At 35.1% G+C, this 24,136-nt stretch carries 24 protein-coding genes; all 24 read left to right on the top strand.

The window, feature by feature from the left end:
* Positions 1–3: 3 nt before the first annotated feature.
* The 24 genes from LVD16_RS11630 (at position 4) to LVD16_RS11745 (ending at position 24,063) form a co-directional block, all read left to right on the top strand.
* Positions 4–1,446, top strand: a complete 1,443-nt coding sequence (locus LVD16_RS11630; RefSeq protein ID WP_233774113.1) for a lipopolysaccharide biosynthesis protein — start codon at positions 4–6, stop codon at positions 1,444–1,446.
* Between the two features lie 346 nt (positions 1,447–1,792).
* Positions 1,793–2,686: a sulfotransferase gene (locus LVD16_RS11635; protein WP_233774114.1), complete on the top strand. Its 894-nt coding sequence runs from the start codon at positions 1,793–1,795 to the stop codon at positions 2,684–2,686.
* A 1-nt stretch (position 2,687) separates the two neighbouring features.
* Complete coding sequence (locus LVD16_RS11640) at positions 2,688–3,593, top strand: glycosyltransferase (protein WP_233774115.1); 906 nt, start codon at positions 2,688–2,690, stop codon at positions 3,591–3,593.
* A 33-nt stretch (positions 3,594–3,626) separates the two neighbouring features.
* Positions 3,627–5,180: an aldolase catalytic domain-containing protein gene (locus LVD16_RS11645; protein ID WP_233774116.1), complete on the top strand. Its 1,554-nt coding sequence runs from the start codon at positions 3,627–3,629 to the stop codon at positions 5,178–5,180.
* A 59-nt stretch (positions 5,181–5,239) separates the two neighbouring features.
* The gene (locus LVD16_RS11650) at positions 5,240–5,875 is read left to right on the top strand and encodes an acylneuraminate cytidylyltransferase family protein (protein WP_233774117.1); all 636 of its coding nucleotides are present in this window, start codon (positions 5,240–5,242) and stop codon (positions 5,873–5,875) included.
* Complete coding sequence (locus tag LVD16_RS11655) at positions 5,853–6,476, top strand: HAD family hydrolase (RefSeq protein ID WP_233774118.1); 624 nt, start codon at positions 5,853–5,855, stop codon at positions 6,474–6,476. Before LVD16_RS11650 ends, LVD16_RS11655 begins: the two co-directional genes overlap by 23 nt.
* Complete coding sequence (locus LVD16_RS11660) at positions 6,477–7,268, top strand: glycosyltransferase family 29 protein (RefSeq protein WP_233774119.1); 792 nt, start codon at positions 6,477–6,479, stop codon at positions 7,266–7,268.
* Complete coding sequence (locus LVD16_RS11665) at positions 7,261–8,301, top strand: polysaccharide pyruvyl transferase family protein (RefSeq protein WP_233774120.1); 1,041 nt, start codon at positions 7,261–7,263, stop codon at positions 8,299–8,301. The genes LVD16_RS11660 and LVD16_RS11665 overlap by 8 nt, the downstream gene beginning before the upstream one ends.
* 9 nt (positions 8,302–8,310) lie before the next feature.
* Positions 8,311–9,531 carry a glycosyltransferase gene (locus tag LVD16_RS11670; protein ID WP_233774121.1) on the top strand — a complete coding sequence of 407 codons (1,221 nt, stop codon included), beginning with the start codon at positions 8,311–8,313 and terminating at the stop codon, positions 9,529–9,531.
* A 57-nt stretch (positions 9,532–9,588) separates the two neighbouring features.
* On the top strand, positions 9,589–10,665 hold the full coding sequence (locus tag LVD16_RS11675; protein WP_233774122.1) for a glycosyltransferase: 1,077 nt from the start codon (positions 9,589–9,591) through the stop codon (positions 10,663–10,665).
* A 507-nt stretch (positions 10,666–11,172) separates the two neighbouring features.
* Positions 11,173–11,904 (top strand): DUF1796 family putative cysteine peptidase, encoded by a 732-nt coding sequence (locus LVD16_RS11680; protein WP_233774123.1) that lies wholly within the window; start codon positions 11,173–11,175, stop codon positions 11,902–11,904.
* A 476-nt stretch (positions 11,905–12,380) separates the two neighbouring features.
* The gene (locus LVD16_RS11685; RefSeq protein WP_233774124.1) at positions 12,381–13,829 is read left to right on the top strand and encodes an MBOAT family O-acyltransferase; all 1,449 of its coding nucleotides are present in this window, start codon (positions 12,381–12,383) and stop codon (positions 13,827–13,829) included.
* Between the two features lie 5 nt (positions 13,830–13,834).
* Positions 13,835–14,704, top strand: a complete 870-nt coding sequence (locus LVD16_RS11690) for a hypothetical protein (RefSeq protein WP_233774125.1) — start codon at positions 13,835–13,837, stop codon at positions 14,702–14,704.
* Between the two features lie 52 nt (positions 14,705–14,756).
* Positions 14,757–15,869 carry a glycosyltransferase gene (locus LVD16_RS11695; RefSeq protein WP_233774126.1) on the top strand — a complete coding sequence of 371 codons (1,113 nt, stop codon included), beginning with the start codon at positions 14,757–14,759 and terminating at the stop codon, positions 15,867–15,869.
* Positions 15,859–16,800, top strand: a complete 942-nt coding sequence (locus LVD16_RS11700; RefSeq protein WP_233774127.1) for a GNAT family N-acetyltransferase — start codon at positions 15,859–15,861, stop codon at positions 16,798–16,800. Before LVD16_RS11695 ends, LVD16_RS11700 begins: the two co-directional genes overlap by 11 nt.
* A 54-nt stretch (positions 16,801–16,854) precedes the next feature.
* Positions 16,855–18,036 (top strand): hypothetical protein, encoded by a 1,182-nt coding sequence (locus tag LVD16_RS11705; RefSeq protein WP_233774128.1) that lies wholly within the window; start codon positions 16,855–16,857, stop codon positions 18,034–18,036.
* Positions 18,033–19,019 carry a polysaccharide deacetylase family protein gene (locus tag LVD16_RS11710; RefSeq protein WP_233774129.1) on the top strand — a complete coding sequence of 329 codons (987 nt, stop codon included), beginning with the start codon at positions 18,033–18,035 and terminating at the stop codon, positions 19,017–19,019. Before LVD16_RS11705 ends, LVD16_RS11710 begins: the two co-directional genes overlap by 4 nt.
* A 1-nt stretch (position 19,020) precedes the next feature.
* Complete coding sequence (locus LVD16_RS11715) at positions 19,021–20,169, top strand: glycosyltransferase family 4 protein (RefSeq protein ID WP_233774130.1); 1,149 nt, start codon at positions 19,021–19,023, stop codon at positions 20,167–20,169.
* Positions 20,162–20,767: a sugar transferase gene (locus tag LVD16_RS11720; protein WP_233774131.1), complete on the top strand. Its 606-nt coding sequence runs from the start codon at positions 20,162–20,164 to the stop codon at positions 20,765–20,767. The genes LVD16_RS11715 and LVD16_RS11720 overlap by 8 nt, the downstream gene beginning before the upstream one ends.
* The gene (locus tag LVD16_RS11725) at positions 20,767–21,366 is read left to right on the top strand and encodes an acetyltransferase (protein WP_233774132.1); all 600 of its coding nucleotides are present in this window, start codon (positions 20,767–20,769) and stop codon (positions 21,364–21,366) included. Before LVD16_RS11720 ends, LVD16_RS11725 begins: the two co-directional genes overlap by 1 nt.
* Before the next feature lies 1 nt (position 21,367).
* Positions 21,368–21,982, top strand: a complete 615-nt coding sequence (locus LVD16_RS11730; RefSeq protein WP_233774133.1) for an acetyltransferase — start codon at positions 21,368–21,370, stop codon at positions 21,980–21,982.
* 1 nt (position 21,983) lies between these two features.
* Positions 21,984–22,523, top strand: coding sequence for an exosortase family protein XrtF (xrtF, locus tag LVD16_RS11735; protein ID WP_233774134.1), 540 nt, complete (start codon positions 21,984–21,986; stop codon positions 22,521–22,523).
* Positions 22,510–22,920, top strand: coding sequence for an exosortase F system-associated membrane protein (locus LVD16_RS11740; RefSeq protein WP_233774135.1), 411 nt, complete (start codon positions 22,510–22,512; stop codon positions 22,918–22,920). Before xrtF ends, LVD16_RS11740 begins: the two co-directional genes overlap by 14 nt.
* Positions 22,921–22,941: 21 nt before the next feature.
* A complete protein-coding gene (locus LVD16_RS11745; protein ID WP_233774136.1) occupies positions 22,942–24,063 on the top strand; it encodes a DegT/DnrJ/EryC1/StrS family aminotransferase in 1,122 nt (373 codons plus the stop codon).
* The last annotated feature ends 73 nt before the right edge of the window (positions 24,064–24,136 follow it).

The following is a 24,136-nucleotide window of genomic DNA, read 5'->3' on the forward strand; positions in this document are numbered from 1 at the left end:
ACAATGGGGGTAGGAAAGGATATCTTTTCAGGTGTTGTTTGGACTACAATTCAGACCGTTATAAATAGGGGATTCGGTTTTGTAATCAAGCTGTTTTTGGCGAGAATACTGTTTCCTGAAGATTATGGTCTGGTAGGGATGGCGACTATATTTATCGCTTTTGTTAGAGTCTTTAATGATATAGGGATAGGGGCAGCATTGATACAGCTCAAAAAGGAAAAGCTAACGGAGTTACATCTTAATACCGCATTTTGGACGGGTATAGTTTGGTCTTTGTTGGTCTATATCATTGTAAGCTTAGGAGTTGCTCCATTTGCCGCATGGTTTTATAATGAAGAATTATTAAGATTATTCATACCTATATTGAGTATAGGAGTGTTGGCTAGCCCTATTAATTTGGTTCATAGGGTGCAACTAACCAAAGATTTAAATTTTAAAAGACTCGCACTAATAAATAACTTAAGCAGTATTTTTTCAGGTGTTTTATCGTTAACGCTGGCTTATTTTGGTGCCGGTGTCTGGGCACTGGTATTTAATACAGTTTCTGCTTTTATTATAGCTATGCCTCTCTATTTTAAAGCAACAGGCTGGTACCCAAAAAGAAGGTGGAGTAAAAAATGCTTTAAAGAAATTTTTGGATTTGGTGTATACACCACAGGAACACAACTTTTTAATAAAATAACAGGACAAATAGATTACTTATTAGTGGGTAAATTTTTAGGTGCTGTATCTCTGGGACAGTACTCTTTCGCTTTTATCCTAACGGATACATTTAGAGGACAGCTTGTTGAAATTCTAAACAAAGTGATGTACCCAATATATGCAAAAATGCAAGATGATCAATCTCAAATGAATTATTATTACCTACAGGTCGTAAGGATTAATGCTTCACTTGTTTATCCAATTATGATGTATCTACTAGTTTTTGCAAATAACCTGATCCCTTTTCTTTTCGGACAAAAGTGGAATGAGTCAATTATTTTGATACAAATTTTGACAATATCTGTTATTATACATATGCTTGTGAATTCGAATGGAACCTTAATAAGGGCCGCTGGTAAACCAAATTTCGAACTCAAATTAGAAATGATTAAGACGGTGGTTCTATTTGTTCCAATGATTATTGCCGGAGTTTATTTTTATGGAGTAGTAGGCGTAGCAATAGGATATACTATCGCCAAGCTATTTGCAACAATTCTTTCATTATTTTATACCCAGAAGTTATTTAATTTAGGTATTCCTTCAGTATTAAAAGCGATAAGTACACCTTTTTTAGCGTCAGGTGTACCTGCATTGTTGGCTTTTATTTGTATAACATTAACAAATAGTTTTATTTGGTCTAATGCCATATTTATAATATTCCTTGGTTTGAATTATTATTCTTTCTTCAAAAAAGATTTAGGTATAATCTTGAAGTTTCTTAAAGGGGGAAGTAAATCTTTATAAATGCACTCACAATTATTCTTATGAGGAGTGTATCAAAAAAATACATATTTATAGTTGGTTTCACAGAAGAGACACCACAATTTTGTATGATATGATTGCCAAAATTAATAAAGTGGCTTTATGTTAAGATACCGGGGCTCAACGAATGAAAGTCAATTTTTGCAGACAATCTTTAGCTGATCTCCAGTTGGCCCAGGAAAATAGAGAGTTATGCCTCAGTATTTAAAAATATTAATGCTAAATATATTCAAAACTGGAAGAATATTAAATCTTTATTTAATCCTTATAAAAGAATGATTACTATGTTTGAGAAAGCATTTAATTAGTTTAGTTATAGTCTAAAAGATTGTTAGTTATAGAAATGGATTGTAAAATCATTTACATAGTAGGAGATGGACGTTCGGGGTCAACTTTATTGGAAAACGTTCTTCGAAATCAAAATAATACAATAAATGTTGGTGAATGTTTTAGATTTTGGGAGCGATACTATAGGAATGAAACAATTTGTGGGTGTAATAAATTGATAGGTAATTGTGAATTGTGGACAGGGGTAGATGCAAATTTAAGAAATACCTTTGGTGATGATTATGATAGTAAAAAAGTTGAACAATCTATTAAGAAATTTACGACATATAAATATCAAAAGCATTTTAATGAATTTGAAGTGTCAGAACAGTTAAAAGATTTAATTATTACATTTTATTCAAGCATAGCGCACATCTCTGGAGCTAATATTATAATAGATAGTTCTAAGTCTCCAGGGTGGGCTATTTTATTAAGTAGATTCATACCAGAGAACGTTTTGTTTATACATTTAGAACGAGAATTAGCATCAGTTGCTGACAGCTGGAAGAAGAAGGTAGTTCTGCCTGAATATGTATTGTCTCAAAGGTATATGCCAGTGAAATCAGACCTTAATATTATCAGAACATGGACAAGAGTGAAGGTTATGGGGCGTCGTTTAAAAGAAACAAACAACTATATTTTCCTGAGATATGAGGATTTGGTAAATAATTTTGAGGCTGTAATTAATCATGTTCAATTGAAATATGGATTAGAAATATTTTCAGAATTAAAATGGCGTGGAAGCCATTCAATTGCGGGTAATCCGGTTCGTGATCAAATGCTGGGAAAGGATATAATTATTACCGACAAGAAAAGTAAACTGGAGCGACTGAATAAGAAACAAGTTATGCTTTTTAGACTTTGGGAGTGGGGGTGTAATCTGTTTTTGAGGTAACATGAAATTAGCTGCTTTTGTAATTACGTATAATCGACCTGATATCATTGGTAATACTATAAAATTGATCAATGAACAAACTTTAAAACCTGATTTAGTATTAGTTGTAGATAATAGTGAATCAAATGATACTGAAAAAAACATTCGTTGCTTAGAATATAATAATATTGAATACTTAAGAACAGGTTATAATGCAGGGCCTGCAGGAGCAGCAAAATTGGCCTTAAGAGTTTTGGCTGATAAGGGGTATGATTGGGTTTATTGGGGTGATGATGATGATCCTCCAAGGAGTAAGAAAGTTTTTAGACGCTTGATTGATTTGATCGAAGATGCGCCTAATAAAGTTGAGGTTGGTGCAATAGGCTCAGTTGGAGGTTTTTTTAATCAATATACTGCAAGAGTTAGTAACATACGCAACGATCAGATTAACGCGAAAGGATTAACTGAAGTGGATCAGATACCAGGCGGACATAATTTTCTTATTAATACGAGGGTTACAAAGGCTGCAATTGAACCAACAGAAAAGTTGTTTTTTGGATTTGAGGAATTGGATTTTTGCTTAAAAATAAAAAAAGCAGGCTTTAAACTCTATATAGATGGTGAAACTGTACTTAAGAATAGAATTTTGGCAGGGAATACTGCTGAGAATTATAAATGGAAATCTACATCCTTTGGAGATTCATCGAAACTGAAAAGAAATTATTATAGCATCAGAAACATGAGTTTTATTCTTTATACTAATGGATATTATCTCGGGTGCTTATATTTTTTTAATAAAAATTTGGCGAAAGCAATGGTTGGCTTTCTTCATGGACCTAAATATGGGGTGGCAAATTTTAAAATTTTTTTTAAAGGAACTCTAGATTTTCTTTTAGGAAAATATGGGAAGCGGGATGTTGAAAGATAAAATTTAAAATATAATTTTCATACTAGAATTAAGATGAAGAAAGAATTTAAAATACTAGACTGCACATTACGTGACGGAGGATATTACACAAACTGGGATTTCAAGTCAGATTTGGTTGAGAATTATTTTAGAGCTATGGATAAATTACCCATCGATTATCTTGAGGTTGGGTATCGTAGTCGGAAATTAAACAACTATTTAGGACAATACTTTTATTGTCCTGAATATGTACTTGAAAATGCCAGGAGGTTTACTAATAAAAAGCTCGCTGTTATACTGAATCAGAAAGATTTTCCGCTAGAGGATGTAAGGAATATATTAGTTCCGGTAAAGGATTACCTTGATCTTATAAGAGTAGCTGTTAGTCCAGATAGTTTTGGTGAAGCTCTTAAGCTCGCAATTGAATTGAAGAATCATGATTTTAAGGTTGCATTCAATGTCATGTACATGTCATCCTGGACAGACAAGGGGGACTTTATTAATGAGTTATCCCAGACCTCCGGCTTGGTAGATTATTTCTATATGGTGGACTCTTTCGGTGGAGTATATCCAGAAGATGTCAAGCAAATTATTAAAATGGTAAAGGATCAAACCGATGTGCCTTTGGGTTTTCATGGACATAACAACCTAGAGCTTGGTCTGATTAATACTTTAACGGCTATAGATGAAGGCGTAGATATTGTAGATGCCACAATTACAGGTATGGGCCGTGGTGCAGGAAATCTAAAGACAGAGTTGCTACTTACAGCTTTAAATGCCAGGCAGGACTTGAACGTAGACTTTAATGCCTTAACTTCCGTGGTTGATCAATTTGAAAAACTTCAGTCGGAACATAATTGGGGTACAAATTTGCCTTACATGGTTTCTGGAGCCAACTCCTTGCCTCAAAAAGACGTGATGGAGTGGGTTACTAGAAGATTTTTTTCATTTAATAGTATTATAAGGGCTCTTCAAAACCGTAAAAAAGGAGAACAGGATAATGAGAAGTTAGATGTTTTTCAAGTAAAAGAGAAATATGAAAACGTTCTTATTGTTGGTGGAGGGCCCAATGCGGCCGACCATGCCGAGGCTATTGAACAATGGATAAAGCAAAATAATTCTATTGCAATTATTCATGCCAGTTCTAAAAATGCCAAGCATTATGAAAATCTTGTAGATGTACCGCAGTATTTCTGTCTTGTAGGAAGTGAGGGGCATCGTCTTGAGAACGTTTTTAAGCAAATGACCGATTTTAAGGGAGAGTGTGTTTTACCTCCTTTCCCGAGAGAAATGGGAACTTATATTCCAACAGCTCTGGAAGGTAGGTCTAAAGAACTAAAAGAAGTCACATTCACTAAAGTGATGAAGGATACTCATACTGTACTGGCACTGCAAACGGCCATAGATCTAGGAGCAGAACACGTTTATTTCGTAGGTTACGATGGATATATGGAAGGAAATATATCTCAGCAAGAGAAAGGTCTTTCAGAAGAAAACGAGCTTATTTTTCAAGATTTTAAGGCTTACACAGGTAACGATTTAGTATCTCTTACACCTACTAATTATAAGAAGCTTAATGTACAATCGGTTTATGGAGAGTTAGTTTAATGAAGGTTTCATTTTTTCTTCCTATAAGAACTGGTAGTCAGAGGGTTTTAAATAAAAACATGAGACCATTTGCTGGATTTCAATCTGGCATATTAGAACTCAAACTTAGGCAGTTATTAAAAAGTTCTAAAATCGATGAAGTATTACTGTCTACCAATGATATGCAAGCTTTGGCCTTGGCTAATGAGCTTGATCCGAATCAAGAAAAGATTAAGACAGTGAAGAGGCCTAATGAGCTATGTTTGGACACTACTTCTCTAACAGACCTCATTAAATACGTTCCCACTGTAGTAAAACATGATGTTATACTTTGGGGCCATGCCACTACACCTTTGGCAGGTGCAAAGATTTATGATCAGGCGGTGTTAAAGTATGTAGAGGCGCTGAGAAACGGTTTTGATTCCTTAATATCCGGATGTGCATTTAAGAATTTTTTATTCGATAGAGATACTAATAAATTAATAACAGAGCAGCAATTCGGATTGAAGTGGCCAAGAACGCAAGATTTACCAGATTTGTTCGAGGTAAATCATGTTATTTTTATGGCTCATAGGAATATCTACTTAAAGCAACAGGACAGGGTGGGGGGCAATCCCTATTTCTATGAAATGGATAAGTTGACATCTACTGATATTGACTGGGAAGAAGATTTTAAAATAGCGGAAGCACTTTATGAAAGATTTGGAAAGCTATAAGGTTATATTCTGGGATTTTGATGGGGTGATTTTAGACTCCATGTCTGTAAGAGATCAGGGATTCATTGAAGTGTTAAAGGAATATCCGGATAATCAGGTAGATAAGCTGTTGGAATTCCATAGAGCTAATGGTGGCCTGTCACGTTATGTTAAATTTAGATACTTCTTTGAGAATATATTAGGGGAGAGTATAAGTGAGAGTGAAGTAAATGGATTAGCTCAACAGTTTTCTGTGATAATGAAATCTATTTTGTCTAATCCTGAATTATTAATCAAAGATAGCGTTCAATTTATTGCTGATAATTACTCTAACTATTCAATGCATATTGTTTCTGGTTCTGATGGTGAAGAGTTAAGATATCTTTGCGAACAACTTAAAATAGATCATTATTTTCTAACCATCGAAGGCTCACCTACAGCTAAAATTGAGTTGGTGAAAAATATATTAGAAACCTATATGTATGAAAAGAATGATTGTGTTTTAATAGGTGATTCTAAAAATGACTATGATGCAGCCAAAATGAATACAATAGACTTTGCTGGTTATAATAATGAAGAACTTCGCTTATTACATTCTAGCTATATTGAAAAATTTCGATAAATGAGATATTTAAAAGCATTATTTGGCTTGTGGATAATGCCATTTAGAATTCGTTTTTTTAATCCAAAAAAAATTTTTTTAAATAAACGTGTGGCAGTAGTAGGTCCTGCTGATTCAACTCATGATGATGAAAATGGAGATATTATCGATAGTTATGATGTTGTAATAAGAATGAATAAGGCTTTGGTGACTTGGAACCCTAAGAATCAAAAATATTTGGGTACTAGAACTGATGTATTATTTCATAATTTTTATGAAAATATGAATTCAGGTGGAGGAGGGCCATTGGACTGGGAGATTTTTAAAGGACACGGAGTGAAATATCTTATTCAGCCCCGCTTTGATAAAGAGGGGTGGCGATTGATGTTTAACTATTTTAAAAAGTACTTAAATACTAAAAATTCTATATATCTATTTTCTCATAAGAACTATAGTAATATAGTGGGGCAATTTGATAAGTATCATCCCACCAGAGGCTTCTATGCTCTGAGTGCTGCGCTTGAATCGAATTGCAAGGAAGTGTTTATAACAGGGTTTACGTTTTTCAAAACACCATATGCAGAAGGTTATAGAGATAACATTCGTGATATGAAGGAGAATGAAAAACATATTCAAAATCAGGGTTTACATAATGTTGATTTAGAATATAATAATTTTTTGAAGCTACTTCAGAATACACCCATTAAGAATGTTAAAGTGGATAAAAAATTATATGCAATAATTAAAAGTGACTCTAAAGAGTTAGCGGATAAAGTTCAGATAATAAATGCATTAAACTTAAGGAATGGTTAAGAGTAATATTTACATAGATACTATTAAGGAGCAACAAAAACTTTTATTTGATTGTCTTAAAATGATTTTAAAACAGGGAGATAAGGTAGCCCTACTAGACTTTCCAAATCATAATAACGTAGGCGATAATGCTATTTGGTTAGGAGAGAAGGCCGCGTTGAAGAAAATTGGGGTGGAAGTGGTGTATGAGTGTGATATTTATGGCTTTTCCGAACTGGCGTTGCGTAAGCATCTTGGTAATGATGGAATTGTATTACTTCATGGAGGTGGTAATTTGGGTAGTGTATGGCCTGAGCACCAGAGATTTAGGGAGCGCATCATTCAGTCCTTGCAAGATATGACAGTGGTACAGTTGCCGCAAAGTGTATTTTTTGATAATGATGATGAGTTAAGAGCTTTTGGAAATATCGCGGGAGAACATCAAAATCTACATATTCTTGTTCGTGATAAGGTCAGCTTTAAAATGTTAGATGATCTTAACCTAAATGTACAACTATGCCCTGATATGGCTTTTGCCATAGGAGCCATACCTTCAGAAGGTAATCCTAAGGTTGACGTAGTATGGCTATCACGGTCCGATCATGAGTCTGCAGGCTATGACATAAATGATGCAAATTTTAAGATAGAAAAGTTAGATTGGCTTCAAGGTGAGCCTGGCAGGTACTATTCTAAATTCAGTCCGAAAATAACGGTTAGAATTAGAAGACTAGTACAGCGAATTTTCCGTCAATCTTCATTTGTCCGTAATCATTGTTGGAAAATGAATACTACCTTCTTTGATGCCTTGGCACAACGAAGATTAAACCGGGGGGTGCGTATTCTGAGTAGGGGTAAAATAGTTGCTACTGACAGACTTCATGGGCATATAATCTCAACACTAATAGGGAAACCCCAGATTTTATTTGATAATCACTATAAAAAGATTGGTAATTATAGAGATTGTTTTGAGCCTGCACATGAAGCGATATTTTACGATTTAGACAATAAATCAAATATCGAAGAGAATATATCCAAAGCTTTGGACTTTTCTTAATAGCTAACCATGATTAAGAGTAAAATATCAATCCCACTATTTGTTCCTGATTTTAATCGCTTAAGAGCTGATGCCGTTTGGGTGACCATTGCAAATTGGGCCGAAGGATTCGAGGAAAGGTATGGGAATGCTGAAGTAATATCAGGAGAAACGTCATATTCTTCTGAACAGATTAGAAGTAGATGTTTTATTTCAAAGAATGAGAATAAGCAAAAGATTAGTCCTCTACGCAAGACTTACATAGCTAAGCTCCTGGAAATTTTAATAAAAGACATAAGGTGGTTTAGGGAGGATAGGAAGGAGCTAAATGTGGCAATTGATAAATTTCAAAATGCCCCATTTTTTTGGCAGCACCATGATCTTTTTCAAACGAGAGGTTTACAAATGGCAAAAAAGATGGGGGTCCCCTCGGTTCTGTTTGTAGACGCCCCTTATGTATGGGAGTCTAAGAAATGGGGGGTACATAGATTTGGATGGGAATGGTTTGCAAAGCGCAGGGGAGATGCTGATCCGTGTAAGCAGGCTGATTTAGTTCTGGCAGTTAGTGATGAAGTAAAGCAGGCAATTTTAGATTTAGGGGTGGATGAAAAAAAAGTAATGGTAACACCATGCACAGTTTCCGCCAAAAGGTTTGATAGTGTCAAAGGAAATGAAGTTCGTCATTCTTTAGGTATAGAGGATGATTTTGTAATAGGATGGGTGGGCAGTTTTAGAAAATTCCATTCTCTTGATCTATTAGTTGAAGCTTTTAAGGATGTCGTAAACCATCTGCCACACGCAAAGCTATTGCTGGTTGGTGATGGCCCTGAGAGGATTCCAATCCAAGAGATGGTAAATCAAATGGGAATGGGTGATAAGGTAATTTTTACTGGTAACATTCCTCATAAGGATATTAATACCTTCATCAGCAGTTTTGATATAGCAATTTTACCCTCCAAGTCTACTGCTGGTTTTCATTATTCTCCCTTAAAACTCAGAGAATTTTTTGCTGCGGGTGTGCCTGTTATTGCATCTGCTGTTGGGGATGTGAAGAAAGTAATTACGGAAAGCGAAGGTGGGTGGCTTGTTTCACCGGGCTCTAAGGATTCTATATCAGAAATGATCTTAAAAATGGAATCGAATAGAGAGGCTGTTAACGATGCAAGTATAAAAGCCAGAAATTACTCCGTAAATGAGATGGGAATTTTAAAGCAAATTGATATGATTGAGTCATATTTTGCTAAGGGTTGATTATATAAGGAGTGGTTCGATCTTTTAAGGATGTATTTTAACTAAGTGACTTGAGCATTGAAAATTCTTCAAATCATACAAAAGCCTCAGCTGCGAGGGGCTGAGATATTTGCATCGCAGTTATCAGTAGAACTTGAAAAATCCGGGCATCAGGTAGATGTCTTATACCTTTTTGATATGCCAGAAATGGCTTTGGAATATCCATTGAATTATTTTGGACTTAAAGCTAGCTTTAGAAAGCGCTTTACAGATTTTAAAGCTTATCGAAAGTTGGCCAGAATTGTAAAAGAGGGTGAGTATGACATTGTCCAGGCAAATGCCGGGGATACATTGAAGTACGCCGCCTTATCAAGGTTAATATATGGATGGAAAAATAAGTTGGTATTTAGGAATGCCAATAAAATGGGTGATTTTATAAAATCTTCTGCTCATAAAAAGCTAAATCAATTTTTCTTAAGGCAAGTAGATCATTTTATATCTGTCTCTGAGAATTGCAGACTTGATTTAATAGAATTATACAGACCCGCTGTATCATCATCCACCACAATAACTATAGGTACCTATTTATTTGATGATATCGAGGCTATTCCAAAATATGCTGATAAGGTATGGATCAATGTAGGAAGTTTTGTTCCAGAAAAGAATCAATCTTTTTTGATTGATGTATTTGCTGAGTATGTAAAACAAAATGAGGACGCTCAACTATGGTTAGTTGGAGATGGAAAATTGAGGAAGCAACTGGAGGCAAAGGTGAGTGATTTAAACTTAACTCATTCTGTTAAATTTTTGGGTTTTCGTAAAGACGTTATATCCCTTATTAAGGCAGCAGATGTTATGGTAATGCCCTCAAAAATAGAAGGACTCCCTGGGGTGATTCTGGAAGCGATGTCATGCAAGATTCCGGTAATAGCATCAAATGTTGGAGGTATTCCAGAAGTAATCATAAATGGTGAAACTGGTTTTGTAATAGAGGGATTTGAAGTTGACAAATATTTATATGCCGTAAATGAACTGGACCAGCTAAATATTTATCAATACATACAAGCCAATCAAAGAAAGGCTATAGAAGCTGAATTTTTGATGAAAACGGTTTCTTGTGGTTTTGAGGATGTTTACCAAAAGGTGATTGCCTGATAGTTGTGTTAATTTACAACTTGGATATTACTTAAGATATAATGATAATTTTTGATGAAAATTTGGTTAACCCAAAATTAACGTTAGTAAGACTTCCTTTTCTAACATGAGATTTGAAATTAGTAAGCATTCTATATTAGTACATGGATATTGTTTCTGAATAAACGAGCTATCAATGAATATTGAGAGTATTGCTTATTACTGGGAATAATATTTTATTAGATACTTAATTTTAAAACATAATTGATTAGTAATTTCACTTACTGATCGATCTTACCAAATTTATTGATAAGAGTTAGATGATAAGCGAAATAATCTAAATCCTGTTATTGTAAAACATCAATTTATGCTGGAGTGTTTAAAACTTTTAATCGAATAAACTCTAGATATAAGATTTGGCAGAGGTCAAGTGTAATATTTTACATTTAGATATAATAAAAATTTTAGATAATGATAAATCAGTTCTTAAGAAGAACAATACGCAAGTTTTCTAAGAGACGAAGTATATTGAATTCAGAGATTATATTAGACGCCGTTGAAATAAGTAATACAATAAACCATTGGTTGTCGGATTCTAGTTACGTAAAGGTTTCTATGGGAGAGAATTGTAATAGCTCTTGGTATTTAAAAGAAACGGGAAATAAAGAGGCATCCTATCCCTATGATTGGATATTTTCAAGTGGAGATATTATTAGCCATACAATAAGGGATGAATTTAAATCTTTCCTCAATAAAGATATGATGTTCAATGTAAATAGAAATAAAGCAGGTCATTCATTATATCATTCATTGCTCTTTAACCATAGAAATCCTTTAAAATCAAATGAAGACTACCAATATTATGTTCGAGCATCTGACAGGTTTCTTAAACTTTTAAAAAATAACGGAAATAATATCTTATTTGTTTGTACAGTTATTCAGGAAACGAATAAAAGACCTGGTTGGACGAAGGGATTTGATAGAAGCTTTAAAGTTCCAATTAATCAAAATCTGGATTCATTCACAGAAATGATTCAATATATAAAAAGTATTAATGAAAATGTAAAATTTATTTTTATTAATCAACTAACAGAGGATAATTATAAATTAGAAATAAAGTCAATAAATTCCGTCTCCCTATGGCTGGACTTTTGTTCTGAAGGTGAAAACTCTGGAGTAAAATACTTAAATCGCCTAGATGATACCATAATGAAAATTATATATAAGGGGATGTGTCAGAAAGCTTCCTACAATAATTAATCTGTCATATTTAATTACTTAAGGGCACTAACATTTTTCTGCCATTACCAACAATTCAAAGGATCATTTTTGAAGTAAAAAATAATCAAAGGCAAGGAGTTAATTATCGAAAATGATTTTTAACCACTAAATTGAATGGTGACAAATTTAACATTCCTCTTAATTTCTTTAAGAAGTTTTTTTTGGAGGAATTCAGCAGCTTTTTGATAAGCTTTCAAGGAAGGCGTGCAGCAAGTACTTCACGGAGAAATAGAGGAACACTCAGTATGTGCCAAATATCAAAAGAAGGATAAGTAAAACACTCGAAACGAGCCTTGCGTTTCCAATCAGTTCGGTCTGAAAACCTTCATTTAAAGTACTTGTAATCATAAACAGTTAAGTGTAATATTGTCTTTGGCCTTATGTTATTTTCTTTAATTATTACTTTTCATATCTAGAACTCTTTACGAAGTAAGCTTTGAAAGCTAGTAGACTTTATGTTATTTAACTCTATTGATTTTGCGATTTTTCTGCCCATTGTATTTATCCTTTATTGGTTTGTCTTAAGTAAACAAATCAAAGTCCAGAACCTTTTGATTTTAGTCGCAAGTTATGTCTTTTATGGTTGGTGGGATTGGCGGTTTCTATCATTAATAGCGTTTAGTACGCTTGTAGACTTTATAATTGGAGTAAGTTTGAAGCGTGAACAAAGCGTTTTTAAAAGAAAGGCGTTGCTTTGGACTAGTATTTCTATCAACCTGGGTTTCCTCGCTTTTTTTAAATATTATAATTTTTTTATCAATAGTTTCGTTGACGCCTTTTCATTGTTTGGGTCTCAGTTTGAATTAAGCTCTTTAAATATAATTCTGCCTGTTGGTATAAGCTTTTATACTTTTCAAACATTAAGCTATTCTATAGATGTCTATAAAAGAAAATTGGAACCAACTAAGGATTTTATTGCCTTTGGCGCCTTTGTTAGTTTCTTCCCTCAATTAGTTGCAGGCCCCATTGAAAGAGCATCACATTTACTTCCTCAATTTTATAATCGAAGAAAGTTTGATTACGGAAAATCAATTGATGGCTTGCGTCAAATGCTATGGGGACTATTTAAAAAAATAGTAATTGCCGATAATTGTGCTGAATTTGCTAATCAAATTTTCGATAATTACGACCATCTTACAGGAAGTACTTTGATTCTAGGAGCCATTTTTTTTACTTTTCAGATATATGGTGATTTCTCAGGGTACTCTGATATTGCCATTGGCGTTTCTCGATTATTTGGTTTTGATCTAATGCAAAACTTTAATTATCCCTATTTTTCCAGAGACATGGCCGAATTCTGGAGAAGATGGCATATTTCATTATCCACTTGGTTTAGAGATTATCTTTATATTCCTTTGGGTGGAAGTAGAGGAGGTAAATGGATGCAGATACGTAATACCTTTATCATCTTCATTGTAAGTGGTTTTTGGCACGGTGCTAATTGGACCTTTATAGTTTGGGGTTTTTTGAATGCATGTTATTTCCTTCCGCTCTTATTGTTCAATAGAAATAGGCAAAACATTGGGGATATTGCAGTAGAAAGAATTTTTCCATCCTATAAAGATATCATTTCAATTTTCATCACCTTCTCACTGTCTGTATTTGCGTGGATTTTTTTCAGATCAGAAAGCTTATCACACGCCCTACATTATATTTCGGGAATTATGTCACCATCAGTATTTTTATTTCCAAAATTTAACAATATGGGGCATGCCCTTGAAACATTCATTCTTATACTCATTTTTATATTAATCGAATGGAATGGTAGAGGTCAAAAATATGCTATTGCTACACTGGGCTTCTCTTGGAGGAGATCATTACGGTTAGCACTCTATTACACATTGGTAATCGCTATATTTTGGTATGGGGGTAATGAGCAGGAATTTATTTATTTTCAGTTTTAATTAGTATGAAATATTTCATCAAGAAACTAGGTTTTTTTTGCTTTGCAGTGGGTTTGTTTTTTACAATAAATAGTACGATTAATTTATTCTTTATCAAGAATAATGCCCCGTTGTTGAAGGGAGCTGACATATTAATTGTTGGGGATTCACATACTGAAAGAAGCCTTAACCCTGACTTATTTGCTAGTGCTGAAAATATTTCCCAACCTGCCGAACCGTACGTTCTAACATATTGGAAATTAAAATCAATTTTTAAAACATATAAGCCCGATACATTAGTTTTAGGCTTTAGTCATCATAATATTTCTTCATTTAATGATAGGAAGTTTTCTGATAAGACTTGGGCGATGGAAATGTTTAGGCGCAGTTATTCAATTGAGCATTTCGAGGACATAGACCACACTATAAAAGTGGATTATGATATGTACTATAGCACGTTATTTCATCAGATTGGATTTTACCCTAAAGCTCATCACGCCAATTATATTGGAAAATATGTTAATTCTAATAGAAGCAATATTAGTGATTGGAATGATGCAGTAAATAGGCATTTTTATGAGAGTGAAGGGAAAAGTTATATGCCTTCTCTAACCATGATAAATTATTTAGATTCAATTGTTAATCTCACCATTAATAATAAAGTAACATTAATAATGGTTAGTAATCCGGTTGTAAATAATTATAGAGAAAGAATCCCTGATGAGATTGTTACAGTTTACAATGAGTTAAAAAATAAATACAGGAAAAATTCTATAATAATAGATAAGAGTAATGTCAGCTACCCAGATTCACTTTTTTTAAATGCAGACCACTTGAATTCAAAGGGAGCCAAACGATTTACTACGAGTTTAATTGCGGAGTTAAAAAAAATATAAACTAAAGGTCATTGTCACGTGTTTCGCCAGAGGCTTTTATTATCTTCGAGCCATGAAAATAAAGGTATTGCACGTTATTAAGTCTTTAGGAAGAGGAGGAGCAGAGATGCTTTTACCTGAAACACTGGCGTTGCACAATCAAAATAGTTTCGAGTTTCATTATATATATTTCTTGCCTTGGAAGGACCAGATGGTTAGTAGTCTACAAACTGTTGGGGGTAAAGTAACATGTTTTAATGCTTCAAATAATGTGAAGTTAATTCTTAAACAACGAGAGCTGATTGATTATATAAGGGATAATGACATTCAGCTTGTTCATGCACATTTACCATGGGCAGGATTTATTTCGCGAATAGTAAGTAAGCGGTGTGGCGTTCCGGTGATATATACTGAACATAATAAGCAGGAGCGATATCATAAAATAACATTTTCTTTAAACAAACTTACCTTTGGCTGGCAAAGAAAAGTGTTGGCCGTATCCTCAGATGTACAAACGTCAATATTGAAAAATATAGGTGATAAAACCCGTGTGGAGACAGTACTTAATGGAGTGAATACCGATAAATTTACTCGTTTAAATTCAGTGCAACGGCTAGATTTCAGGCGCAAACAAAATATACCAGAAACTGCTACGGTGGTAGGAACAGTGGCTGTTTTTAGATTTCAGAAGAGGCTGAAAGAATGGTTACAGGTTTTTAGCGAGGCCAGCAAGCATAACCCTAATTTGTTTGGTGTGATTGTGGGCGATGGTCCTCTTAAAGAAGAGTTGATAACAGAGCGTGCGCGCTTAGGGCTACAGGAAAAGGTTTTAATGCCTGGTCTACAAACCAATACGCTTGATTGGTTTTCCATTATGGATATATTTATGATGACCTCAATATTCGAGGGATTACCTATCGCATTGCTAGAGGCGATGAGTATGGAGTGTGCTATTCTTACCACTGATGCAGGAGGTATAAAGGAGGTGATTAGTCATAATGACTCTGGTTTAATGGTGAGCATTGATGATTGGATGGATTTATCACAAACATTATCTAAAATAGAGTCAGAGCAAATTCAAACTTTGGGTAAGCAGGCAAGAAAAAGAGTAGTTGAAAACTTTAGTCTTACTAATATGGTAAATAGATTGGAAGAGATATATAAAGAGGAAGGCATTGGAAACTAAATTAGCTGCTAAAGAAGATATACCTAAGATTGTTGATCTTCTTAAAATAAGTTTGGGAGAGTCTTTAATGCCTAAGTCAGTGGAGTATTGGACATGGAAACATATTAACAATCCGTTTGGAGCATCTCCCGTACTCTTAGCTATGGAAAATAATCAGATAATAGGGGTGAGGGCCTTTATGACCTGGCAATGGAGGAAAGAGAATAAGGTTTACAAAGCTATTAGAGCGGTTGATACCGCTACTCATCCGGATCATCAAGGCAAAGGAATTTTTAAAAAATTGACTTTAGGGTTATTGGATGTATGCAAGGATCAGGGAGTTGATTTGGTTTTTAATACACCTAATGAGAAAAGTAAGCCAGGATATTTAAAAATGGGATGGGAAGAGGCCGGGAAAATGCCCGTTAAAATTGGATTCAAACGTCCCCTCTCTATGGTAGTAAATAAATTAAAAAGTAATAGTAATACAGAGTTTGTTCCCGTAGAGAATTCGGAATTTGATATATTGAAGTCTATAAAACGGTATTCGGCCGGATTTAAGTTACCGAGCTGTTGGAAGACAGATTATTCCCTGGAATATTTAAAGTGGCGATATTCAGATATTCCAATAATTCAATACGGAGGAGTTGGCGATAGTAGTGCAATAGTGATATTCAGAATCAAAAAGAGCAGCTTGGGTAAAGAACTGAGAATTTCAGATGCCTTTGGAGAAGAAGCGAGGATTAAAGGCCATATAAAGCAAATTTATAATAATTTTGAATTTGATTATATTTCCATAGATGGGTTTTCATCTCATTCACTTCCTTCTTTAATAAGTAAAAAGCTGAACAATGGACCGGAAGTGACGGTCCGCTCCGTAAATGCAGATGTAGAAGAATTTACTAATTTTAGAAATTGGTACCCTTCATTAGGAGATCTCGAGGTATTTTAAATAAATCATACAAAATTGCTATACGGTCTTTTCATAGTTTTTATTTCTTATTTTTTGTCTCAATGGATTATTGACAAAATCATACCTGCTACTAAAGCTAATGCAAGAGATAGATTAGTACTTAATCGATTATTTTTCTACCATCTGCTGCTTTCCTTTGTTTATTATCTCTATGCTGTTTTTAACCCTTCAGATTCAAATAACTATTATTTTAAAGTTACTGAATATTATAGAGGGCCTAATTGGTCCGATTTCTATGGAACTAGTACCACATTTATAGAATGGACAGGATATCCCTTTATTCATTATTTAGGTTTTTCCTATGAAGCAATGATGGCCTTATTTGCTTTCTTTGGATGGATTGGATTTATTATTTTTTATAAATTTTTTAAGGAGCAAATTGGTTTTCGAAATGAATTGTTCGGATATGATTTAATTGTATTGATTTTTTTATTGCCAAACCTACATTTTTGGTCAGGATCTTTCGGTAAAGGATCATTTATTTTTTTAGGAATCGCCCTTATATTTTATGGTATGAGTAAGCTGAATAGTAGATTTTTGTATTTATTTATCGGAGCAGTTCTAACCTATCATATCCGTCCCCATGTTATGTTTGTACTTCTGATATCAGCTATTATTGGATTTACTTTCAGTACCAAGGGTATTGGTTGGGGAGTTAAAATTTTGATGATAGCAGTTTCAATTGGCGCCTTTGCCTTTATTTATCAAGACGTATTAAATATGGTAGGTATAGAAGAAGGCGAAGAAATAACACAAGGTCTTGACCTAACTCACAGAGCTACTGAGCTTCAAAAAGCCACATCTGGAGTAGATATTACTAACTACAGCTTACCGCTACAGGTTTTTACGTTTTTATTTAGACCTCTTTTTGTAGACGCTCCAGGAATGTTAGGCCTCATCGTATCTTTCGAAAATGTATTTTTGCTTTATATAACCATATTGTTCTTTGCCAGAGGTGGCCTTGGTTTTCTTATTAGAGGTGATTTTCTGGTGAAAACCGCCTTTTTAAGTTTTATCACGGTTTCAATAGCACTGGCTCAGATATCAGGTAATCTTGGTATCGCTATAAGGCAGAAGAGCCAGGTTATGATGCTTTTCTTATTCGTAATTATTAAACTCATGGATGAAAAGCAGATGAAGGAGTACAAGAGGAAATATGCTATATGGCATAGAAAACAAATGATTAAAAAACAGCAAGAGATTTTACAACAATGACAGGAGGTTGCTTAGTCATATCTTTAGATTTTGAATTGCACTGGGGAGGCTCTGAAAAGTGGCCTTTGAATGATGGTTATAAAGCATATTTCCGTCGAACTAGAGAAAGTATACCTGTTGTATTGTCTATGTTTGAACAGGCTGGAATGAATGTTACCTGGGCAACTGTAGGATTTCTGATGCACGAAAATAAAGCTCAGTTGGTAGATTCACTACCATCAAATCAGCCAACTTATACTGATGGGCAGATTTCTGCTTATAACTATTTGCAAAATGAATGGGTAGGTGAAAATGAAAATGAGGATCCCTTTCATTTTGCACATTCGTTAGTAGAGTTAGTCAAAAATACCCACGGACAAGAACTGAGCACCCATTCATTCTCTCACTATTATTGTAATGAAAAGGGACAAACGGCAGATCAGTTTTATCATGATCTTTCAGCTGCCAAGAATGCTGCTCATAGATATGGAGTGTCTCCTAAATCTTTGGTTTTTCCTCGTAATCAATATAATGCAGAGTATCTGAAGGCCTGTAAAAAGGCAGGAATAGAAATTGTAAGGGTAAACCCGCTGGATTGGTGGTGGCAGATAGATAGCACACAGTCAGAGTCCAAATGGAAGCGTTTAAATAGGGGAGCTGATGCCTACTTTGCCATTGGTGGTAAAACTTCTTTTGCTGCGGATCAAATAAAGAAGGAGGAAGGTGTATGGTTGCTGCCGGCCAGTAGACTCTTAAGGCCTTATAACCCGAAAGAATTGTTTTTAAATAACCTGAAGATCAAAAAGATCAAGAAGGAAATGACCATAGCAGCCAGAAATAATGAGTATTATCACTTATGGTGGCATCCTCATAATTTTGGTAATTATACTCAGGAAAATATCAATGGCTTGATAGAAATCGTGAACCACTTCAATGCATTGCATAAGGAGTATGGTATGCAGAGCAAAAGCATGGGACAGATAGCTTCAGATTTGAATCAATAAAATGTCATATAAACTACTCAGGATTACCACCGTACCTATCTCCCTCAATATTTTATTAAAAGGTCAGCTTAAGTTCATGACTAATAATGGCTTTGAGGTGATAACAACCAGTGCAGATGGGGCGGAAGTTGCTGAAATAAAAGAAAGAGAGGGTGTTAGCCATATAGTTATCCCTTTTACCAGAGCAATAACTCCATGGCAAGATTTGAAGTGCTTACGAATGTTGGTGAAACTAATTCGTCAACAAAAACCCGATATAATCCATAGTCACACCCCCAAAGCCGGCCTTTTAGGCATGATGGCAGCAAAGATATGTGGTGTAAAACATAGACTGCATACTGTAGCGGGGTTGCCGCTTATGGAGGCTGTAGGGATAAAACATCAGATTCTAAAACTTACTGAGTCTATGACCTACGCTTGTGCTTCCAGAGTCTATCCAAACTCCTATAAGCTAAAGGAGTATATTTTGTCAAATCTGACAATAAAAGAGAGTAAGCTAAAAGTTTTAGGTAAAGGCAGTACCAATGGAATCGACTTATCCATCTTCAATAAGTCAGAAGAAATAACAAAAAAGGGCATTGAATGGAGGTCTAAACTTAATATTCCTGATGAAGCTTTTGTGTTTTTATTTATAGGTAGAGTAGTAGGCGATAAAGGCATAAATGAAATGGTAAAAGCTTTTGTTCAAATGGAAGATGCTTCATCCTATATGGTGCTCGTAGGGCCATATGAAGAGTTAGATCCTCTGACACCTGAAACATTTGACATGATTGAGAAGCATGCTAATATTATATCAACTGGTTTTCAAGCGGATGTTCGTCCATTTTTAGCTTTCACTGATGTTTTTGTATTCCCTAGTTATCGAGAGGGATTCCCTAATGTGGTACTTCAGGCGGCAGCTATGGAGGTAGCTACGATTGCTTCTAATATTAACGGCTGTAATGAAATTATTGCAGATGGTGAATCCGGTGTACTCATTCCCACTAAGCAGGTGGAACCACTACGAAAGGCAATGAGCAAACTTAGAAAGGATAAACAACTGAGATCTAAAATGGCTGAGAAAGCCCTCACCAATGTGAGAAGTAATTATGATCAAAAGTTTGTTTGGAATTGTATAAAGGAAGAATATAATCAACTGCTGCATGTATAAGAATTTCATAAAGCGCATAGCAGACTTCGGAGTGTCATTTCTAGGATTTCTGGTTATACTTCCTGTGTTTTTGTTTGTAACAATTTTATTAGCAGTTGCTAATAAGGGCAGCGCCTTCTTTACGCAGCCCAGGCCAGGATACAAAGGAAGAATATTCAAAGTAATAAAGTTCAAAACCATGACAGACGAGCGAGATGAGCATGGAGAACTCTTACCTGATGAGAAAAGATTAACGAAAATCGGCAGTTTTGTTAGAAAAACGTCCTTAGATGAAATACCACAATTGCTCAACGTAATAAAAGGAGATATGTCCTTTGTAGGGCCCCGACCACTGCTGGTAGAATATCTAGAATTATATAATGAAGAGCAGGCCAAAAGACATCATGTTCGCCCTGGAATTACTGGTTGGGCCCAGGTAAATGGTAGAAATGCGATAAGCTGGGAAGAAAAATTTAACTTTGATGTTTGGTATGTAAAACACCAATCTTTTTTACTGGATATAAAAATTTTATTGCTCACCGTCAAAAAGGTTTTTATAGCTGATGGCATTAGTGCAGAGGGTGTTGCTACCATGCCTAAATTTAAAGGAACTAAATAATGTATCTATTCGGAGCTAGCGGCCATGCAAAGGTCATATTAGACATCCTTAAGCTAACTAATCAAACTGTTAAGGGGTTTTATGATGATGATCCTAATAAGAAAGAACTTTGGGGTATTCCTGTATTGGGTCATACGGATGACTTCGAGGCCAATTCAGGAGATAGCATCATTACGATTGGAAATAATAAAATTAGAAAGAAAGTAACGGAGCAGATATCGTCTTCATACGGCAAGGCTGTGCATCCCACTTCAGTGATTGCTGAAACCGTAAAAGTAGGACAAGGCACAGTGGTAATGGCAAATGTTACGGTAAATCCCGATACACAAATAGGAAGTCATGTTATCCTTAATACTTCCTCTTCCATAGATCACGACTGTATACTTGAAGATTTTGTTCATATAGCTCCTAACTCAACTCTTTGTGGCGGTATAAAAATTGGAGAGGGCACATTAATCGGAAGTGGATCGGTTGTTATCCCTAATATAACCGTGGGCAAATGGGTAACTATTGGAGCAGGATGTGTGGTGACAGAGGATATACCTGATTATGCTGTGGTGGTTGGGAATCCTGGAAAGATCATAAAATATAATCGATAGTATGAAGCCGATAGCTATATATGGAGCCGGAGGCTTAGGACGCGAAGTGCTCACTATCATTGAGGCCATCAATGAGCAAAAACCAACCTGGAAATTTATAGGCTTTTTTGATGATGGGGTAGTGGGACATAATATATTAGGAGGCTTAGATGCATTGAATGAGTTTCAAGGTTCTTTATATTTAGTCATAGCGCTAGGGAGCACTGCCTTGAAAGAGAATTTGGTTCAAAAGATTGCCAATGACAATATTCAATATGCAACTTTGATCCACCCGAGAGCGACAATTTTGAGTAAAGCTGTAGTGATTGGAGAGGGAACAATCATAGGTGCTGGAGCTGTGCTTACAGTGGATATTGAAGTGGGCAAACATGTGCTAATCAATTTGAACGCAACTGTTGGGCACGACTGTAAACTGGGAGATTATTGCTCAGTAATGCCAGGAGTAAACATAGCAGGTGCCGTGGTGGTAGGAGCTAAGGTTCTGGTAGGTTCTGGGGCTAACATTCTGAATGGACTTCATATTGGAGAAAATGTTAAAATTGGTTCCGGAGCCGTAGTTACTAAAGATATAATTGATAATAATACCGTAATTGGTATTCCAGCCAGACCCCTGTGATATGATTTCAGAATTTAAACCCGCCATATTTTTTTTGGTGAAGTTTATAGCACTTTACCTCATACTTAATCTTCTATATGGTCTTATTATAGACAGCTACACCCCTCAACCTGATCCTGTTACACGCATTGTTACTCGTCACGTTACAGCCATATTGAGTCTTTTTGAATCACATGTTGAAATTGTAGACAACTCAAATAATCCTTCTGTTTTTATTCACAATGATAATAGAAATGTTCTTTCTGTGTATGAAGGATGCAATGGCATTAATGTCGCTATTGTATTTTGTGTTTTTTTATTATCCTATGGTCGACCAATTAAAAGAACGTTATGGTTTATTCCTTTGGGACTTATTATAATCTATCTAACCAATTTACTAAGAATAGCGCTCTTATATTGGGTAGCTGAAGAAATGCCTAAACTGATGTATTTTACACATAAGTATCTGTTCACAGCGTTTATTTATGTGGTTGTTTTTGCACTTTGGTATTTTTGGGTGACGAAGCTCTATAAAATCAAAAATGAAGATGCTGAAGAATAAGTCAATTCATTGGGGTGTTCTCATTATTGCAATTATAGGTCTTATGATCATGTATCTTGTGCAACGAAACATACAGGCCTTCTTTAATTCCCTCCTTTCAGATTCCTATTATGCCTTTGTAGCTGCCAGGATCTTCAGGTTTTTGATAAATGACCTTTTGATGATAGCCGTTATATACGCCTTATTTAAAAAAAGAAAGTATGTTGTCTTCGCATTTTATGTACAGCTAGCAGGCATTATTTTCATTTTAACTCCTTATCTTATAATTAAGTCATATACTTCATACAATGGGCCATTACTTTCTTATCTTCACCGTTTGATTGTAAACCCTTTACTAATGCTGCTCTTGATTCCGGCATTTTTATATCAGGAAAAGATCAACCAGTCAAAATCTTAAATTTATAGTACATCGTATCTTATGGAAAGAATCTATTTGTCTTCACCGCATATGGGAGGAGCTGAGCTCAAATATATACAGGAAGCTTTTGATACTAATTGGATTGCCCCGGTAGGCCCACATTTAACAGGTTTTGAAAAAGATCTTACAAGTTATGTCGGGGTGGACCATGCCGCAGCTTTAAGTTCAGGTACAGCAGCTATTCATTTAGCTTTAATAATTCTTGGGGTAGGAGCAGGAGATGAGGTGATTTGCAGCTCATTTACTTTTGCCGGTAGCTGTAACCCAATAGTATATCAGGGAGCAACTCCAGTATTTGTTGATTCAGAAGCTGATACCTGGAATATGGATCCAGATCTTTTGAAAGAGGCGATAACAGATAGAATCAAGAAAGGTAAAAAGCCTAAGGCTATCATACTTGTACACTTGTATGGGATGCCAGCCAAGGTTGATGAAATCATGCAGATAGCCAGGGAATTTGAAATTGCTGTCATTGAAGATGCAGCAGAGGCATTGGGGTCAATGTATAAGGGTAAGAAGATGGGGGCATTCGGAGACTTTGGAATTTTGTCATTTAACGGAAATAAAATAATTACTACATCAGGTGGTGGAGCGTTACTTTCTAATAACAAAGAAGCCATAGAAAGAGCCAGGTTTCTGTCTACGCAAGCTAGAGACCAAGCGCCTCATTATGAGCATACTACCATTGGCTATAATTATAGGCTCAGTAATATTAGTGCGGGAATAGGCAGAGGACAGATGGAAATTCTGGATGATAGAGTGGCAGGCAAACGTAATATCTATGACAGATATAGGAAACAATTATCGCAGATTGATTGTATTAAGTTCATAGATGAACCTAATGATACATTCTCAAATAGATGGCTCACTACAGTTTTAATACAAGAAAATAATAAAAAAATAAATAAAGATCATGTAAGGATTGCTCTTGAAAAAGAGAACATTGAATCCAGACCATTGTGGAAACCAATGCATATGCAGCCCGTGTTTAATGGTGTACCGTCCTATATATCAGGAGTTTCCGAAAGGTTGTTTCATGAAGGGCTTTGTCTCCCCTCTGGAACAAACATGTTAGAGGATGACCACACAAGGGTAATTGAATTGGTTTCTCACCTATTTTAGGTTACAACATTCATATGTAATGTATTCATATGAATATTATTATAATTATATTTGCACTAATAATTGGCTTTAG

It is taken from the genome of Fulvivirga ligni (assembly GCF_021389935.1).
In the GTDB taxonomy this organism is placed as follows: Bacteria; Bacteroidota; Bacteroidia; order Cytophagales; family Cyclobacteriaceae; genus Fulvivirga; species Fulvivirga ligni.

Excerpts from the sequence above, each read along its gene's own strand:
- LVD16_RS11710 (WP_233774129.1), top strand. The coding sequence starts at position 18,033 with ATGACAGGAGGTTGCTTAGTCATATCTTTAGATTTTGAATTGCACTGG.
- LVD16_RS11660 (WP_233774119.1), top strand. The coding sequence starts at position 6,477 with ATGAGATATTTAAAAGCATTATTTGGCTTGTGGATAATGCCATTTAGA.
- xrtF (WP_233774134.1), top strand. The coding sequence starts at position 21,984 with ATGATTTCAGAATTTAAACCCGCCATATTTTTTTTGGTGAAGTTTATA.
- LVD16_RS11630 (WP_233774113.1), top strand. The coding sequence starts at position 4 with ATGGGGGTAGGAAAGGATATCTTTTCAGGTGTTGTTTGGACTACAATT.
- LVD16_RS11740 (WP_233774135.1), top strand. The coding sequence starts at position 22,510 with ATGCTGAAGAATAAGTCAATTCATTGGGGTGTTCTCATTATTGCAATT.
- LVD16_RS11730 (WP_233774133.1), top strand. The coding sequence starts at position 21,368 with ATGAAGCCGATAGCTATATATGGAGCCGGAGGCTTAGGACGCGAAGTG.
- LVD16_RS11715 (WP_233774130.1), top strand. The coding sequence starts at position 19,021 with ATGTCATATAAACTACTCAGGATTACCACCGTACCTATCTCCCTCAAT.
- LVD16_RS11690 (WP_233774125.1), top strand. The coding sequence starts at position 13,835 with ATGAAATATTTCATCAAGAAACTAGGTTTTTTTTGCTTTGCAGTGGGT.
- LVD16_RS11670 (WP_233774121.1), top strand. The coding sequence starts at position 8,311 with ATGATTAAGAGTAAAATATCAATCCCACTATTTGTTCCTGATTTTAAT.
- LVD16_RS11655 (WP_233774118.1), top strand. The coding sequence starts at position 5,853 with ATGAAAGATTTGGAAAGCTATAAGGTTATATTCTGGGATTTTGATGGG.
- LVD16_RS11725 (WP_233774132.1), top strand. The coding sequence starts at position 20,767 with ATGTATCTATTCGGAGCTAGCGGCCATGCAAAGGTCATATTAGACATC.
- LVD16_RS11650 (WP_233774117.1), top strand. The coding sequence starts at position 5,240 with ATGAGACCATTTGCTGGATTTCAATCTGGCATATTAGAACTCAAACTT.
- LVD16_RS11720 (WP_233774131.1), top strand. The coding sequence starts at position 20,162 with ATGTATAAGAATTTCATAAAGCGCATAGCAGACTTCGGAGTGTCATTT.
- LVD16_RS11695 (WP_233774126.1), top strand. The coding sequence starts at position 14,757 with ATGAAAATAAAGGTATTGCACGTTATTAAGTCTTTAGGAAGAGGAGGA.
- LVD16_RS11645 (WP_233774116.1), top strand. The coding sequence starts at position 3,627 with ATGAAGAAAGAATTTAAAATACTAGACTGCACATTACGTGACGGAGGA.
- LVD16_RS11745 (WP_233774136.1), top strand. The coding sequence starts at position 22,942 with ATGGAAAGAATCTATTTGTCTTCACCGCATATGGGAGGAGCTGAGCTC.
- LVD16_RS11685 (WP_233774124.1), top strand. The coding sequence starts at position 12,381 with ATGTTATTTAACTCTATTGATTTTGCGATTTTTCTGCCCATTGTATTT.
- LVD16_RS11640 (WP_233774115.1), top strand. The coding sequence starts at position 2,688 with ATGAAATTAGCTGCTTTTGTAATTACGTATAATCGACCTGATATCATT.
- LVD16_RS11665 (WP_233774120.1), top strand. The coding sequence starts at position 7,261 with ATGGTTAAGAGTAATATTTACATAGATACTATTAAGGAGCAACAAAAA.